Genomic DNA, 16,008 nt, shown 5'->3' with positions numbered 1-16,008 from the left:
GGATTCCTTAATTTGCCTGAGCGGTGCGCGAGTTGCGACGTTGACGGCGAACCATCTCGCCAGCCAAGGCAAGGTAGGCCAGGGCGCCACGCGATGTTTTGTCATACGTCAGCGCTGGCATCCCAAAACTCGGTGCTTCAGCCAGACGAATATTGCGTGGGATGACCGTGTCGTAGAGCTGTTCCCCGAAATGCTCTTTGAGCTGATCGGAAACATCGTTGATCAAACTCAGTCGCGGGTCGTACATGGTGCGCAGCAAGCCTTCGATTTTTAGCTGCGGGTTGAGCAGCTCGGCGATGCGCTTGATGTTATCCACAAGGTCGCTCAGCCCTTCAAGCGCAAAGTACTCACACTGCATGGGGATAATGACCCCGTCAGCGGCAACCAGAGCGTTCAAGGTGAGCATCGACAACGACGGAGGACAGTCGATGAGGATGTAATCGTAATTCTCGCGAATAGGCGCCAGAGCGTTGCGCAACCGACTTTCCTTGAGTTGCATGTCCAGCAGGACCACTTCGGCAGCCGTCAGATCGCGGTTGGCTGGCAGCAACTGATACCCGCCATGTTCGGAGAACTGCATGGCCTGGGCCAGATCGCATTCGCCGATCAGCAGGTCATAAACCGAATATTCAAGCGCGTGTTTATCCACACCGCTGCCCATCGTGGCGTTGCCCTGCGGGTCGAGATCGATCAACAACACACGCCGCTTGGTCGCGACCAGTGACGCTGCGAGGTTGATACAGGTGGTGGTTTTACCCACACCACCTTTTTGGTTCGCTATCGCGAATACCTTAGCCATTCTTGCTTGTGTTCCCAATCATGCCGTGCGGCGCAGTATCAGCAGATGGCGTTGGCCCTGACAACCTGGAACGGTCAAGGCTTGTGCGCTATCGAGGTGAAAATCTGTCGGCAATGCTACCAGCTCATCGGCGGGATGCAGCCCTTTCATCGCCAACCATCGCGTATCCGTGTCGCCGAGGTGCCGGGTCCACTCCGTAAAGTCTTCCAGACTGCTGAACGCTCGGGAAACGATTCCGGTGAAGGGTAGCTCAGGTTTGAACGCTTCCACACGGCTGTGGATAACTTCCAGGTTATCCAGCTTCAACTCGAGTTTCACTTGAGTCAAAAAGCGGGTTTTTTTGCCGTTGCTGTCGAGCACCGTGACTTTCATTTCAGGAAACAGGATCGCCAACGGAATACCGGGCATTCCGCCACCACTGCCGACATCAAGCCAGCGATCGCCAGCGATGAAGGGCACGACGCTGAGGCTGTCGAGCAAATGCCGCGAGACCATTTCATCCGGGTCGCGTACAGCAGTGAGGTTGTAAGCCTTGTTCCACTTGATCAACAGCGCCAGGTAAGCCAGTAACTGGCTGTGTTGGCTGTCGCTCAAGTCGATACCGAGTTGCCGGGCACCTCGGGATAACTCTTCGGCATGTTGCGGGGTGACCATAGAACTCAAGCGCTTTGCTCCAACTGACGGCCCGCGCCGCGTTTTTTCAAATGAATCATCAACAGCGAGATCGCCGCTGGGGTGACGCCAGGAATCCGCGAGGCCTGTCCGAGGGTCTCGGGACGAGTTATCCCCAGCTTGCTCTGGATTTCTTTCGACAGGCCGGAAATACCGACGTAGTCGATGTCTTCTGGCAATTTGGTGTCTTCGCTGGCGCGCAGCCGGGCGATTTCGTCCTGCTGACGGTCGATATAACCGGCGTATTTGGTCTTGATTTCAACCTGCTCGGCGACCTGTGGATCGCTACACCCATCACCGGTAATCGCTACCAGACTGTCGTAATCGATTTCCGGACGTGTCAGCAGGTTGAGCAAATTGTATTCGTGAGTCAGCGGCGTGCCGAAATGCGCGGAGATAGCATCTCCCTGCTCGGTGCCGGGACGTACCCACGTGCTTTTCAGGCGCTGTTCTTCCAGCTCGATGCTTTCACGTTTGGTGCAGAAAGCCGCCCAGCGCGCATCGTCGACCAGTCCCAGCTCACGGCCTTTCTCGGTCAGGCGCAAGTCAGCGTTGTCTTCTCGCAGGATCAACCGGTATTCGGCTCGAGATGTGAACATCCGGTAGGGTTCTTGCGTTCCCAAGGTAATCAGGTCGTCGACCAGTACACCGATGTACGCCTCATCGCGTCGCGGACACCAGCTGTCTTTGCCTTGAGCGCGCAGTGCGGCATTGGCGCCCGCGAGCAAACCCTGGGCAGCGGCTTCTTCGTAGCCCGTTGTGCCGTTGATCTGACCTGCGAAAAACAGGCCGCCAATCACTTTCGTTTCCAGACTGTATTTCAAATCTCGAGGATCGAAATAATCGTACTCGATGGCGTAGCCAGGACGAATGATGTGGGCGTTTTCCATCCCGCGAATCGACCGCACGATCTGCAACTGAACATCGAAAGGCAGTGAAGTGGAGATGCCGTTCGGATAGAGCTCGTGGGTAGTCAGGCCTTCGGGTTCGATGAAGACCTGGTGGCTTTCCTTGTCGGCAAAGCGGTGAATCTTGTCTTCAATCGATGGGCAATAGCGTGGACCAATACCCTCGATCACCCCGGAATACATGGGCGAGCGATCAAGGTTGGCCGCGATAATTTCATGCGTCCGGGCGTTGGTATGGGTGATCCAGCAGCTGACTTGCGCAGGATGCTGCTCTTTGGACCCCATGAACGACATGACGGGAATAGGCGTATCGCCTGGTTGCTCGGTCATCACCGAGAAATCCACCGAACGTCCGTCGATGCGTGGCGGCGTGCCGGTTTTCAAGCGACCGACCCGTAACGGTAATTCACGTAGCCGCTGAGCGAGAGCAATCGACGGCGGATCGCCCGCACGTCCACCGGAATAGTTCTGCATCCCGATGTGGATAAGTCCACCGAGGAAGGTCCCTGTCGTCAAAACAACCGAATCGGCCAGGAAACGCAGACCCATCTGGGTCACTACACCGCGGACTTGATCCTGTTCGACGATCAGGTCATCGCAGGCTTGCTGAAATATCCACAGGTTGGGCTGATTCTCGAGGATTTCGCGAACAGCCGCCTTGTACAGCACGCGGTCAGCCTGAGCGCGAGTAGCGCGAACGGCTGGACCTTTACGGCTGTTCAACACACGGAACTGGATGCCGCCTTTGTCGGTGGCAATGGCCATGGCGCCGCCAAGGGCATCGATTTCCTTGACCAAGTGGCTTTTGCCGATGCCGCCAATCGCGGGATTGCAGCTCATCTGGCCGAGGGTTTCCACGTTATGCGTGAGCAGCAGGGTTTTTGCACCCATACGTGCCGACGCCAGTGCGGCCTCGGTACCGGCATGACCGCCGCCGATGACGATCACTTCAAAACGGGAAGGGAATTGCACCACGCACCTCGTGCCTGCTCTTTGGAAAATAGGAATGGGAAATCAGGGCAGTCGGCAAGTATAGGGACTTCCCCCCCCTGAAGGAACCTTCGTGCACAAAATTTAACCAGCTGTGGATGACTGGCGGATATAGAAATTAAAAAGAAAGAAATTTATAAATCTTTGTTTTTATGTTTATTTCTACTGAGCTACATTTCTGTGGATAAGATCCTACAGGCCTTTATATTCAATGTGTACAGCGATTCAAAAGTCTGTGGTCATGTACCTGTGAGGCCCTTGGATAAGTAGGTTAAGCCTGTGGATTAAAGGGGTACTTGTCCACAGGGCACTTTATCCTCTGTTTTTAGGCCTACTTATCAACTGGGCTGAAGGGCAGTTATTCACAGGGCTTAATCCACAGAAAAGCGTGCTGCTCGTTGAAAAAAAGGTGCAGGTGGGCAGCCGAGGCCAGAGTATTTCTGTTCGGTTGGATAAATGAGCGGTGGAGTGGGTTGTTGGTACGGGCTTGCCAGCGATCCGTTTGATGCGCTGTTTCAGTACACAGCTATCGCGGGCAAGCGCATTCCTGCGAAGCAGGGAGTGTTATTTACCGATGCAGAAACTGGAAAAAATGCGCCCCAGCAGGTCGTCTGAGCTGAAAGCTCCAGTAATCTCGCCCAAGGCCTGTTGTGCCTGACGCAAATCTTCAGCGAGGAGCTCACCGGCACCGGCAAGGGTCAATTGAGCACGGCCGTGCTCAAGCGACGTGCTGGCATGACGCAATGCTTCCAGATGTCGCCTGCGAGCGCTGAAGCTGCTTTCAGAGGTCTGCTCATAGCCCATGCACTCTTTCAAATGATTGCGTAGCAGTTCCAGACCTTCACCCGCGGCCATTGCACTCAGGCTGATCGTCACGTGGCCATCAATGCTGCGCTCCAGGACGATGGGGTCACCGCTCAAGTCAGCTTTGTTACGAATCAGCGTGACCTTTGCCGGATCTGGACGCTGTTCCAGAAATTCAGGCCATAAGGCAAACGGGTCATTCGCTTCAGGTGCGGTAGCATCCACGACCAACAAGACTCTATCAGCCTCACCAATCGCCTTCAGCGCCCGTTCCACGCCAATCTTCTCGACCTTGTCGTCGGTATCACGTAACCCGGCCGTATCAACGACGTGCAACGGCATGCCATCGATGTGGATATGTTCGCGCAAGATATCCCGGGTAGTTCCCGCTATCTCGGTAACAATCGCGGCTTCTCTGCCGGCCAATGCATTCAACAAGCTTGATTTGCCAGCGTTGGGTCTGCCAGCAATAACGACCGTCATGCCGTCACGCAGCAACGCACCTTGGCCTGCTTCACGCAAGACTGTGGATAACTCTTCGCGTACCGAATCGAGCATGCTCAACACATGGCCATCGGCAAGAAAGTCGATTTCCTCTTCAGGGAAGTCGATAGCGGCCTCTACGTAGATCCGCAGGTTGATCAGCTTTTCCGTCAAGTTATCCACACGCCGGGAAAAAGCCCCCTGCAAAGAACGCAGCGCATTACGTGCAGCCTGGGCGGAACTGGCTTCGATCAAGTCAGCGATTGCTTCGGCCTGCGCCAGATCGAGCTTGTCATTGAGAAACGCGCGTTCGCTGAATTCCCCCGGTCGAGCCAGACGGCTGCCCAATTGCAGGCAACGCTGCAGCAACATATCCAGCACGATGGGACCGCCGTGCCCCTGAAGCTCAAGCACGTCTTCACCGGTGAATGAGTTCGGACCCGGGAAATACAGGGCAATGCCTTCATCGATCACCTGCCCCGTCTCATCGCTGAATGGGCCGTAATGGGCATAACGCGGTGTTGGCTCGCGACCGATGATGGCTTGCGCTGCACGGCTTGCCAAAGGGCCGGAGATGCGCACGATGCCCACACCGCCTCGGCCTTGGGCGGTTGCAATCGCAGCGATGGTTTCACGAGGGACGTTCATGGCCAGGTTCTCTAGACAAATAGCGGATAGCAAAACGCCCCACGAGGGGGCGCTTTGCATGACTTACTAACAGGTTAGATCAAGCTTCCGCTTTCTTGGTAGCGGCTTCGATCTTACGTGTGATGTACCACTGCTGCGAGATCGACAGGCAGTTGTTGACGACCCAGTACAGAACCAGACCTGCAGGGAACCAGAGGAAGAAGAAAGTGAAGATGATTGGCATCAGCTTCATTACTTTCGCTTGCATCGGGTCCGGCGGAGTCGGGTTCAGACGTTGCTGGATAAACATCGTCGCGCCCATAACGATAGGCAGGATGAAGAACGGATCCTTGATCGAAAGGTCAGTGATCCAAAGCATGAATGGAGCCTGACGCATTTCCACGCTTTCCAGGAGAACCCAGTACAGCGAAAGGAAAACCGGCATTTGCACAAGAATCGGCAAGCAACCACCCAACGGGTTGATCTTCTCTTTCTTGTACAGCTCCATCATGGCTTGCGACATTTTCTGCCGGTCATCGCCATGCTGTTCTTTCAACGCAGCCAGTTTCGGTGCGACGGCACGCATGCGGGCCATGGATTTGTAGCTGGCTGCCGACAGAGGGAAGAAAATCCCTTTGATCAACATGGTCAGCAAGATGATTGAGAAGCCCCAGTTACTGACCAGGCTGTGGATATGTTGCAGCAGCCAGAAGATCGGTTGGGCAATGAACCACAGAATGCCGTAATCGACAGTCAGTTCCAGACCTGGGGATAACTCCTTGAGCACCGCTTGGCTTTTTGGACCCGCGTACAACGTAGCGCTGGTTTGAGCCGTTGCACCGGCAGCAACGGTCAAAACCGGGCCAGTGAAGCCGATGATGTAGTTGCCTTGGCTGTCTTTACGCGTTTGCACGACATTGCTGTCGTTCTTGTTCGGAATCCAGGCAGTCACGAAGTAGTGCTGCAACCAGGCAACCCATCCACCTTGAACGGTTTCTTTTAGCGCGGCTTTGTCGATGTCTTTCATCGACACTTTTTTGTAGGGTTCAGCAGGTGTACCCAATGCGGCGCCCAAATAAGTCGCAGTACCGGTCGCGGTGGTCGAAGACGGATCGCCACTCGAGTCACGCTTGAGTTGTGCGAACAGATTACCAGCCCATGGCTGACCGCTCTGGTTGTCGATCAGGTAAGTGACACCCAGATCGTACAGGCCGCGCTTTAAGGTAAAGCGCTTGATGTAATTGACGCCGGCGTCCGTGAACTTCAGGTCAACGACCAGTTCATTCTGGCCATCGGCCAGTTGATAAGTCTTTTGTACGCTGGTGTAAACAGGTCGACCCGATGCACGAGCATCCGGACCGTTGGTACCTGTCAGACCGCTTTGTGCCAGATAAGTCCGCTCGCCGCCGTTATCGAACAGCTGGAAAGCAATCTCTGGATGGTCTTGACGTCGTGGATAAAGGGGCAACCGCAGCTGCGCGACATCACCACCTACCGGGTCGATCTCCAGATTGAGCACATCCGTTTTTACCTGGATGAGATCTTTACTGATGGCGACTTGTGTTTCAGCCGGAGCAGCGGCGTCAGTGTTGGCGCTCGGAACATCGGCACTTGCAGAAGCATTCGAACCAGTCGCCGTATCCGGTATACCCGAAGCGGTGGTACTGGCAGCAACACTCTGAGTCGGCAGGGCAGCCTGACCATAGTCCTGGTTCCATTTCAGGACCCCGACATAAGTCACGATTGCCAGGGCGACGATCAGGATCGTGCGTTTTATATCCATGATTACTCGGCCATCGAAGAGGAACGGGAGGTAGGAACGGGTGGAACCGGGTCAAAACCACCGGCATTCCACGGATGACAGCGACCTAAACGACGAAAGGCCAGCCAGCCACCGCGTAGAAGGCCATGATTTTCGATGGCTTCATACGCGTAGCAGGAACAACTGGGGTAGAAACGACAGTGGCTGGCCATTAGCGGGCTAATGGCATAGCGATAGAACTGGATCGGAACGAGTGCCAGTTTACGCATCTGGACTGTCTACCCCTACAGTTTCGGTTTTAACTTCTGGAGCCGGTCGGCTGCGTGCCAAACGTTTCCAGAGTTTGCCGAAATGCTGAATCAATTCGGGGTTTTCTATCTCACCCAAACCTTTGCGCGCGACGATTACGATATCCCAGCCGACCAAATCATCTTGGTGCAGGCGAAAGGATTCGCGCATTAGGCGTTTCAAGCGATTGCGCTCAACGGAGAGCTTTACGCTCTTTTTACCGATCACTAACCCCAAGCGGGGGTGATCCAGGTCGTTGTTGCGCGCAAGGAGCAAGAGATTTTTCCCCGGAACCTTGCCGGTGGGGGAGTCAAAGACTGCCTTGAAGTGTCGGGGTGTCAGAAGACGTTTTTCCCGACTGAAGTCTCGACTCACCACCTGTGCCGAGTTATCAAACTGCCAAACGCTTACGGCCCTTGGCGCGACGACGCGACAGGACTGCACGACCGTTTTTGGTGGCCATGCGAGCACGGAAACCGTGGGTGCGAGCGCGCTTGATGGTGCTGGGTTGGAAAGTACGTTTCATGGCGTGTTACCTGGTTCGTCCACAACGGGCCGGAATGGCCCCCGTTTTAAGAGACCGGGGATTCTAGAGAAAGCAAGCCTCTAGGTCAATTTCCAACCAGCGTTTCCTTCATTTACTTCTCAACAGCCCTTTTCCTGAGCGTGTCGTTTTTTGTCTGAGAAACCAGGACGGACCCTGTGATCAAATATAGAAATAAAGAAGGAAAGTATTTAAAGCTCTTTTGTAATGCTTATAAAAGCTAGGGAAGGCATCTTCTGTGGATAACTACCTCTAGCCCTTTAAACTCAGTGTGTACAGAGGATGATAATACGGTTGAGAAACGGTGCTCTACCTGTGCTGCACTGTCGGATAAGCTGTGCATGAAATGGCCTCTTATCCACAGGCAGGTTATCCACAGAGTTCAGACCCGACTTATGCAATGGGCTGAAGCACGCTTATCCACAGAGCTTATGCACACGCCGTTGGTCGTGTAATTTCTGGATAAAGCCTTGATTCTTCGTGATCTCAGAGCAACCTACATGTGGATAAGTCGGGCGCTGATCGTTACAATGGCGGCTGTTTTTGCCTCACCGGCTTTCAACTTAGGGGATATCCGTGTCAGTGGAACTTTGGCAGCAGTGCGTGGAGCTTTTGCGCGATGAGCTGCCTGCCCAGCAATTCAACACTTGGATCCGTCCGCTACAGGTCGAAGCCGAAGGCGACGAGTTGCGTGTCTATGCACCGAACCGTTTCGTTCTCGATTGGGTCAATGAAAAATACCTGGGTCGCTTGCTTGAACTGCTTGGCGAGCATGGGCAAGGACTCGCGCCTGCGCTTTCCTTATTAATAGGCAGCAAACGCAGCTCTGCTCCGCGTGCAGCGCCCAATGCGCCATTGGCGGCAGCTGCGTCCCACGCGGTTACTGTCAATCAGGTTGCCGCGTTACCGGTTCAGCAGGCCTCTTCGCCAGCGCCTAGCCAAACGATTGCGGTCAATGACGAGCCTTCGCGTGCGAGCTTTGATCCAATGGCCGGCGCAAGCTCTCAGCAGGCGCCAGCGCGTGCCGAGCAGCGTACCGTCCAGGTCGAGGGCGCGCTCAAGCACACCAGCTACCTGAACCGGACCTTTACCTTCGAGAATTTCGTCGAGGGTAAATCCAACCAGTTGGCCCGCGCAGCGGCCTGGCAGGTTGCGGATAACCCCAAGCATGGCTACAACCCGTTGTTCCTTTATGGTGGGGTGGGTCTGGGTAAAACCCACTTGATGCATGCTGTGGGTAACCATCTATTAAAGAAGAACCCGAATGCCAAGGTTGTGTACCTGCATTCGGAGCGCTTTGTGGCTGACATGGTGAAAGCCCTGCAGCTAAACGCGATCAACGAGTTCAAGCGCTTCTATCGTTCGGTTGATGCATTGCTGATCGATGACATTCAATTTTTCGCCCGCAAAGAGCGTTCCCAGGAAGAATTCTTCCATACGTTCAACGCCTTGCTTGAAGGTGGTCAGCAGGTCATCTTGACCAGCGACCGTTACCCGAAAGAAATTGAAGGCCTTGAAGAGCGGTTGAAATCGCGGTTTGGCTGGGGATTGACGGTGGCCGTTGAGCCGCCGGAGCTTGAGACCCGGGTTGCAATCTTGATGAAAAAAGCGGATCAGGCGAAAGTTGACCTGCCCCATGACGCTGCCTTTTTCATCGCGCAACGTATTCGTTCCAACGTACGAGAGCTCGAAGGCGCCCTGAAGCGGGTGATCGCTCACTCGCACTTTATGGGACGCGATATCACGATCGAATTGATTCGTGAATCGCTGAAAGATTTGTTGGCGTTGCAGGACAAGTTGGTCAGTGTGGATAACATTCAGCGCACCGTGGCTGAGTACTACAAGATCAAAATTTCTGACCTGCTGTCCAAACGACGCTCACGTTCGGTTGCACGTCCGCGACAAGTCGCGATGGCGCTGTCCAAAGAATTGACCAACCACAGTTTGCCCGAGATTGGGGATGTGTTTGGTGGACGCGACCATACGACCGTTTTGCATGCGTGCCGAAAAATCAACGAGCTTAAGGAATCCGACGCGGATATTCGCGAGGACTACAAGAACCTGCTGCGGACACTCACGACCTGATGACACCAGCGCAGCTTATTAAGGCAAGGGACTAGACCATGCACTTCACCATTCAACGCGAAGCCTTGTTGAAACCTCTGCAACTGGTCGCCGGCGTCGTTGAACGCCGACAGACCTTGCCAGTGTTATCCAACGTGCTATTGGTTGTAGAAGGCCAGCAGTTGTCGCTGACGGGTACCGACCTGGAAGTCGAGCTGGTAGGCCGTGTTCAGTTGGAAGAGCCCGCAGAGCCAGGGGAGATCACTGTTCCTGCGCGCAAGCTGATGGATATCTGCAAAAGCCTGCCCAATGACGCGTTGATCGATATCAAAGTCGATGAGCAGAAACTGGTGGTAAAAGCGGGACGCAGCCGTTTTACCTTGTCCACATTGCCTGCCAATGACTTCCCTACAGTGGAAGAAGGTCCTGGGTCGCTGACGTTCAACCTGGTGCAGAGCAAGTTGCGCCGTTTGATCGAGCGCACCAGCTTCGCCATGGCGCAGCAGGACGTTCGCTATTACCTCAACGGTATGCTGCTGGAAGTGCACGCTGGCGTGCTACGCGCCGTCGCCACTGATGGCCACCGTCTGGCAATGTGCTCCATGACGGCCGAGATCGAGCAAGCTGATCGCCATCAAGTGATCGTGCCGCGTAAAGGCATCCTTGAACTGGCGCGTCTGCTCACTGAGCAGGACGGGATTGTGAGCATCGTCCTGGGCCAGCATCACATCCGTGCTACGACAGGCGAGTTCACCTTCACCTCGAAGCTGGTCGATGGCAAGTTCCCTGATTACGAACGCGTTCTGCCTAAAGGTGGCGACAAGTTGGTATTGGGTGATCGTCAGGCATTGCGTGAAGCGTTCAGCCGCACGGCGATCCTGTCCAACGAAAAGTATCGCGGTATCCGTTTGCAGTTGGCCAATGGTCAATTGAAGATTCAGGCGAACAACCCTGAACAGGAAGAGGCAGAAGAAGAAGTCGGCGTCGATTACAACGGCGGCCCACTGGAAATTGGTTTCAACGTGAGCTATCTGCTCGACGTGTTGGGCGTGATGACCACCGAGCAGGTGCGTCTGATTTTGTCTGACTCCAACAGCAGCGCGCTGGTGCAGGAATCGGATAACGATGATTCCGCTTACGTCGTTATGCCGATGCGTCTGTAACTTCCAATGTCCAGCAGAGCCTAGATGTCCCTCAGCCGCGTCTCTGTCACCGGGGTGCGCAATTTGCACCCGGTGACCCTCTCTCCTTCCCCCCGCATAAATATTCTTCACGGCGCGAATGGCAGTGGCAAAACCAGTGTACTGGAAGCCATTTATTTGCTCGGTCTTGCTCGCTCATTTCGCAGCGCACGATTGCTGCCAGTGATTCAGTATGAGCAACCCGCCTGTACGGTCTTTGGTCAGGTTGAACTGGCTCAAGGTGGGCACAGCAGTCTGGGTGTGTCGCGGGATCGGCAGGGGGAGTTTCAGATCCGTATCGACGGGCAGAATGCGCGAAGCGCAGCACAGCTGGCTGAAGCATTACCTCTGCAACTGATTAACCCCGACAGCTTTCGCCTCCTTGAAGGCGCTCCCAAGATCCGGCGTCAGTTCCTCGACTGGGGAGTGTTCCACGTGGAACCTCGCTTTATGTCGACGTGGCAACGCTTGCAGAAGGCCCTGCGGCAGCGGAACTCATGGCTGCGGCATGGTACACTTGACGTCGCTTCGCAAGCGGCTTGGGACCGGGAGTTATGCCTGGCCAGCGCTGACATCGATGAATATCGTCGAGCCTACATCAAGGCTCTAAAGCCAGTTTTTGAAAAGACCTTGAGCGAGCTGGTTGAGCTTGAAGGTTTAACCCTGAGCTATTACCGCGGCTGGGACAAGGAGAAAGAGCTGAGTACAGTGCTCGCGTCTTCTCTCCACCGCGATCAGCAAATGGGGCATACGCAGGCTGGACCGCAACGTGCTGATTTGCGCCTTAGATTGGGCGCTCATAATGCCGCTGAAATTTTATCTCGTGGCCAGCAGAAGTTAGTGGTCTGCGCTTTGCGCATTGCTCAAGGACATTTGGTCAGCCAGGCACGGCGCGGCCAGTGTATTTATCTGGTGGACGATTTGCCGTCTGAACTGGACGAGCATCATCGCCGCGCCCTTTGTCGCTTGTTAGAAGACTTACGCTGCCAAGTGTTTATCACCTGTGTAGACCATGAATTATTGAGGGAAGGCTGGCAGACGGAAACGCCAGTCGCTTTGTTCCACGTGGAACAAGGCCGTATCACCCAGACCCACGACCACCGGGAGTGAAGGCATGAGCGAAAATCAAACGTACGACTCCTCCAGCATTAAAGTGCTGAAAGGGCTAGATGCCGTACGCAAGCGTCCCGGTATGTATATCGGTGACACCGACGATGGCAGCGGTCTACACCACATGGTGTTCGAGGTGGTCGATAACTCGATCGACGAAGCTTTGGCTGGCCATTGCGACGAAATCAGCATCGTTATCCACCCGGATGAATCGATCACCGTCCGCGACAACGGTCGCGGTATTCCGGTAGACGTGCACAAAGAAGAAGGCGTGTCGGCAGCTGAGGTCATCATGACCGTGCTCCACGCTGGCGGTAAGTTCGATGACAACTCTTATAAAGTATCTGGCGGTCTCCACGGTGTAGGTGTTTCCGTGGTTAACGCGCTTTCCGAGTTGTTGCTGTTGACCGTGCGTCGCAGTGGCAAAGTATGGGAGCAGACTTATATCCATGGTGTTCCACAGGAACCCATGCGCATCGTTGGTGAGAGTGATTCCACCGGTACCGAGATTCACTTCAAGCCATCCGATCTGACCTTCAAGAATATTCACTTCAGCTGGGACATCCTGGCCAAGCGTATTCGTGAACTCTCATTCCTCAACTCCGGTGTGGGCATCGTTCTAAAAGACGAGCGCAGCGGCAAGGAAGAACTGTTCAAGTACGAAGGCGGTTTGCGCGCGTTCGTTGAGTATCTGAACACCAACAAGACGCCGGTGAACCAGGTCTTCCACTTCAACATCCAACGCGACGATGGCATTGCTGTCGAGATCGCTTTGCAGTGGAACGACAGCTTCAACGAGAACCTGTTGTGCTTTACCAACAACATTCCTCAGCGTGACGGCGGTACTCACCTGGTAGGTTTCCGTTCTGCTCTGACGCGGAACCTGAATACCTACATCGAACAGGAAGGTCTGGCCAAGAAGCATAAAGTCGCCACGACCGGTGACGATGCGCGTGAAGGTCTGACCGCAATCATTTCGGTCAAAGTGCCTGATCCAAAGTTCAGCTCGCAAACCAAGGACAAGCTGGTTTCGTCCGAAGTGAAAACTGCGGTTGAACAGGAAATGGGTAAACACTTCTCCGACTTCCTGCTGGAAAACCCGAACGAAGCGAAAGCGGTTGTCGGCAAAATGATTGATGCTGCACGCGCCCGTGAAGCGGCTCGTAAAGCCCGTGAGATGACTCGCCGTAAAGGTGCACTGGATATTGCCGGTCTGCCAGGCAAGCTCGCTGACTGCCAGGAAAAAGACCCTGCCCTCTCCGAACTGTATCTCGTGGAAGGTGACTCTGCTGGTGGTTCCGCCAAGCAGGGACGCAACCGTAAGACTCAGGCGATCCTGCCGCTTAAAGGCAAGATCCTCAACGTAGAGAAAGCACGTTTTGACAAGATGATCTCTTCGCAAGAAGTGGGCACTTTGATCACGGCGCTGGGTTGCGGTATTGGCCGCGATGAATACAACATCGCCAAGCTGCGCTATCACAACATCATCATCATGACCGATGCTGACGTCGACGGTTCGCACATCCGTACGTTGCTGCTGACCTTCTTCTTCCGTCAACTGCCTGAGTTGATAGAGCGTGGCTACATCTACATCGCTCAACCGCCGTTGTACAAAGTGAAGAAAGGCAAGCAGGAGCAATACATCAAAGACGACGAGGCCATGGAAGAATACATGACCCAGTCGGCTCTGGAAGATGCCAGCCTGCACCTCAATGAATCGGCTCCCGGGATCTCTGGTGAGGCGCTGGAGCGTCTGGTTAACGATTTCCGTATGGTCATGAAGACGCTCAAGCGCTTGTCGCGTTTGTATCCTCAGGAACTGACCGAGCATTTCGTTTACCTGCCGCCAATTTCGCTTGAGCAGCTTTCCGACCATGCAGGCATGCAGGCATGGTTGGCGCTGTTTGACGCGCGCCTGCGCGTTGGTGAGAAGTCAGGTCTGGTCTATAAAGCCAGCCTGCGTGAAGATCGCGAACGTAATGTCTGGCTGCCAGAGGTCGAATTGATCTCCCACGGCTTGTCCAACTACGTGACCTTCAACCGCGACTTCTTCGGCAGTAACGACTATAAAACCGTGACTGCTCTGGGCGCGCAAATAAGCACCTTGCTTGAAGAAGGCGCTTACGTGCAACGCGGCGAACGCAAGAAGCCGGTTAACGAGTTCAAGGAAGCCCTTGCCTGGCTGATGGCGGAAAGCACCAAACGCCATACCATCCAGCGCTATAAAGGTCTGGGCGAAATGAACCCGGATCAGCTGTGGGAAACCACCATGGACCCAAGCGTGCGCCGGATGCTCAAGGTCACGATTGAAGATGCCATTGGCGCTGACCAGATCTTCAACACCCTGATGGGCGACGCGGTAGAACCTCGCCGTGACTTCATCGAAAGAAATGCCTTGGCGGTGTCAAACCTCGATTTCTAAGAGGTCACTCTGCTGATAGAAAAGCCAACGCTTAGCGTTGGCTTTTTTTATAACGAAAATTTAATCAGGGATGAACATCCCAATGGCTGCCGCTCCCATGACTGCCGTCGCTATCCAGCCAAGGACGAGCAGAGGTCGACTTGCTGTAAAGGCGCCCATTACAGATTTCTTCGAAACCAGAATGATGATGACAACCATCAGGGGCACGGCGACCAGACCGTTGATGACAGCGCTCCAGAACAGCGCTTTCATTGGACTGATTGGCGAATACTGGATGCCGAGTCCGGCAAGTACGCTGACGGAGATGATGGCGTAGAACCCACGCGCATCATTCACTTTTCGTTCGAGGCCTTTCCTCCAGCCCATTGCTTCGGAAAGAGCATAGGCTCCAGAGCCGGCCAGCACAGGCACGCCGATCATGCCCACACCAAGAATGCCGAGAGCGAAGAGCATGTAGGCAAAGTCACCGGCGATCGGTCGCAGAGCACTTGCTGCTTGTGCTGCCGTGTTGATATCGGTAACGCCAGACACGTGGAGCGTAACGGCGGTCGCAAGAATGATGAAGTAGGCCGTGACGTTGGAGTAGAGCATGCCGCTCCAGGTGTCCCACTGGATGCGCCGGAGCTCCGGTCCGGCGGAAGGCGCATCGCACAGGAGTGACTTGCTGCTTGGGTGCGCTTCCATGTCTTCGACTTCTTCTGAGGCTTGCCAGAAAAAAAGGTATGGACTAATGGTCGTGCCGAAAACCCCGACGACCATGGCGGCGGTGCTTGAGTCCAGGGTGATTTTTGGCCAGAAAGTGTGTGTTGCGACCTGTCCCCAGGGAACATGAACCGTAAACAATACGGCGGCGTAGGCCAGTAGTGAGACCGTCAGCCACTTCAGGATGAAGACGTAACGGTGATAAAGGATGAACAGCTGCAACAGGATAGTCGCTGACACAAAAAAAGCGGTCATGAGATGCCGGTTGATGCCAGAGACCAACTCTGCAACCTCCCCCATTGCAGCGACATCTGCGGCAATATTCAGTGTGTTGGCCACGAGCAGTAGACACAAAACGCACGGAAGCACGATCGGCGGGAACGCATCCTTGATATTGGCAGCGAGTCCTTTCCCTGTGACTCGGCCGATGTTCGCGCACATCGATTGAATGGCGGCCATCAAAGGATAAGCCAGAGGCATCGTCCATAGCATATCAAGGCCAAATTGCGCGCCAGCCTGGGAGTACGTAGCAATACCACTCGGGTCGTCGTCCGCCACACCGGTAATGAGCCCGGGTCCGATTCGCGACAGCGGGTGCTCCTTCAGCCGCTCCCAAAGAACCCGAAAGGTGCGCATTAGTCGCACTGCTTAC

13 protein-coding genes are annotated in these 16,008 nt (G+C 54.7%); 4 read left to right on the top strand and 9 right to left on the bottom strand.

Going from position 1 to position 16,008, the window contains the following annotated elements; genetic code table 11:
* Positions 1-7: 7 nt before the first annotated feature.
* From AC1MEA_RS07370 to rpmH, 8 genes are all read right to left on the bottom strand, one after another.
* Entirely contained in the window at positions 8-799 is a 792-nt protein-coding gene (locus AC1MEA_RS07370) for a ParA family protein (RefSeq protein WP_219063386.1), read from the bottom strand.
* An 18-nt stretch (positions 800-817) separates the two neighbouring features.
* The gene (gene rsmG / locus AC1MEA_RS07365) at positions 818-1,453 is read right to left on the bottom strand and encodes a 16S rRNA (guanine(527)-N(7))-methyltransferase RsmG (RefSeq protein ID WP_219063415.1); all 636 of its coding nucleotides are present in this window, start codon (positions 1,451-1,453) and stop codon (positions 818-820) included.
* 5 nt (positions 1,454-1,458) lie between these two features.
* Positions 1,459-3,351: a tRNA uridine-5-carboxymethylaminomethyl(34) synthesis enzyme MnmG gene (gene mnmG, locus AC1MEA_RS07360; protein ID WP_480917231.1), complete on the bottom strand. Its 1,893-nt coding sequence runs from the start codon at positions 3,349-3,351 to the stop codon at positions 1,459-1,461.
* Between the two features lie 582 nt (positions 3,352-3,933).
* Complete coding sequence (gene mnmE / locus AC1MEA_RS07355) at positions 3,934-5,304, bottom strand: tRNA uridine-5-carboxymethylaminomethyl(34) synthesis GTPase MnmE (RefSeq protein WP_219063384.1); 1,371 nt, start codon at positions 5,302-5,304, stop codon at positions 3,934-3,936.
* A gap of 79 nt (positions 5,305-5,383) precedes the next feature.
* A complete protein-coding gene (gene yidC, locus AC1MEA_RS07350; RefSeq protein ID WP_219063383.1) occupies positions 5,384-7,066 on the bottom strand; it encodes a membrane protein insertase YidC in 1,683 nt (560 codons plus the stop codon).
* Between the two features lie 2 nt (positions 7,067-7,068).
* Positions 7,069-7,314 carry a membrane protein insertion efficiency factor YidD gene (gene yidD / locus AC1MEA_RS07345; protein ID WP_219063382.1) on the bottom strand — a complete coding sequence of 82 codons (246 nt, stop codon included), beginning with the start codon at positions 7,312-7,314 and terminating at the stop codon, positions 7,069-7,071.
* Positions 7,307-7,708: a ribonuclease P protein component gene (rnpA, locus tag AC1MEA_RS07340; RefSeq protein ID WP_322177114.1), complete on the bottom strand. Its 402-nt coding sequence runs from the start codon at positions 7,706-7,708 to the stop codon at positions 7,307-7,309. The genes yidD and rnpA overlap by 8 nt, the downstream gene beginning before the upstream one ends.
* Positions 7,709-7,724: 16 nt before the next feature.
* Positions 7,725-7,859 carry a 50S ribosomal protein L34 gene (rpmH, locus tag AC1MEA_RS07335; RefSeq protein WP_002551315.1) on the bottom strand — a complete coding sequence of 45 codons (135 nt, stop codon included), beginning with the start codon at positions 7,857-7,859 and terminating at the stop codon, positions 7,725-7,727.
* Between the two features lie 594 nt (positions 7,860-8,453).
* Here rpmH and dnaA point away from each other — a divergent pair.
* The 4 genes from dnaA to gyrB are packed head-to-tail and all read left to right on the top strand — an operon-like array spanning position 8,454 to position 14,654.
* Positions 8,454-9,962 carry a chromosomal replication initiator protein DnaA gene (gene dnaA, locus AC1MEA_RS07330; RefSeq protein ID WP_219063380.1) on the top strand — a complete coding sequence of 503 codons (1,509 nt, stop codon included), beginning with the start codon at positions 8,454-8,456 and terminating at the stop codon, positions 9,960-9,962.
* 38 nt (positions 9,963-10,000) lie between these two features.
* Positions 10,001-11,104, top strand: a complete 1,104-nt coding sequence (dnaN, locus tag AC1MEA_RS07325; protein WP_219063379.1) for a DNA polymerase III subunit beta — start codon at positions 10,001-10,003, stop codon at positions 11,102-11,104.
* 24 nt (positions 11,105-11,128) lie between these two features.
* Positions 11,129-12,232 (top strand): DNA replication/repair protein RecF, encoded by a 1,104-nt coding sequence (recF, locus tag AC1MEA_RS07320; RefSeq protein ID WP_219063378.1) that lies wholly within the window; start codon positions 11,129-11,131, stop codon positions 12,230-12,232.
* A 4-nt stretch (positions 12,233-12,236) separates the two neighbouring features.
* A complete protein-coding gene (gene gyrB / locus AC1MEA_RS07315) occupies positions 12,237-14,654 on the top strand; it encodes a DNA topoisomerase (ATP-hydrolyzing) subunit B (protein WP_219063377.1) in 2,418 nt (805 codons plus the stop codon).
* 60 nt (positions 14,655-14,714) lie between these two features.
* Here the strand turns inward: gyrB and AC1MEA_RS07310 are convergent, their stop codons facing one another.
* Positions 14,715-15,992 carry an NRAMP family divalent metal transporter gene (locus AC1MEA_RS07310; protein ID WP_480917230.1) on the bottom strand — a complete coding sequence of 426 codons (1,278 nt, stop codon included), beginning with the start codon at positions 15,990-15,992 and terminating at the stop codon, positions 14,715-14,717.
* Between the last annotated feature and the right edge of the window lie 16 nt (positions 15,993-16,008).

The organism is Pseudomonas sp. ASL8 (genome assembly GCF_056680355.1).
The sequence above is the reverse complement of the archived record's forward strand: the minus strand, read 5'-3'. Positions and strand labels throughout refer to the sequence as shown.

Excerpts from the sequence above, each read along its gene's own strand:
- AC1MEA_RS07370 (WP_219063386.1), bottom strand. The coding sequence starts at position 799 with ATGGCTAAGGTATTCGCGATAGCGAACCAAAAAGGTGGTGTGGGTAAA.
- rsmG (WP_219063415.1), bottom strand. The coding sequence starts at position 1,453 with ATGGTCACCCCGCAACATGCCGAAGAGTTATCCCGAGGTGCCCGGCAA.
- mnmE (WP_219063384.1), bottom strand. The coding sequence starts at position 5,304 with ATGAACGTCCCTCGTGAAACCATCGCTGCGATTGCAACCGCCCAAGGC.
- yidC (WP_219063383.1), bottom strand. The coding sequence starts at position 7,066 with ATGGATATAAAACGCACGATCCTGATCGTCGCCCTGGCAATCGTGACT.
- yidD (WP_219063382.1), bottom strand. The coding sequence starts at position 7,314 with ATGCGTAAACTGGCACTCGTTCCGATCCAGTTCTATCGCTATGCCATT.
- rpmH (WP_002551315.1), bottom strand. The coding sequence starts at position 7,859 with ATGAAACGTACTTTCCAACCCAGCACCATCAAGCGCGCTCGCACCCAC.
- dnaN (WP_219063379.1), top strand. The coding sequence starts at position 10,001 with ATGCACTTCACCATTCAACGCGAAGCCTTGTTGAAACCTCTGCAACTG.
- recF (WP_219063378.1), top strand. The coding sequence starts at position 11,129 with ATGTCCCTCAGCCGCGTCTCTGTCACCGGGGTGCGCAATTTGCACCCG.
- gyrB (WP_219063377.1), top strand. The coding sequence starts at position 12,237 with ATGAGCGAAAATCAAACGTACGACTCCTCCAGCATTAAAGTGCTGAAA.
- AC1MEA_RS07310 (WP_480917230.1), bottom strand. The coding sequence starts at position 15,992 with ATGCGCACCTTTCGGGTTCTTTGGGAGCGGCTGAAGGAGCACCCGCTG.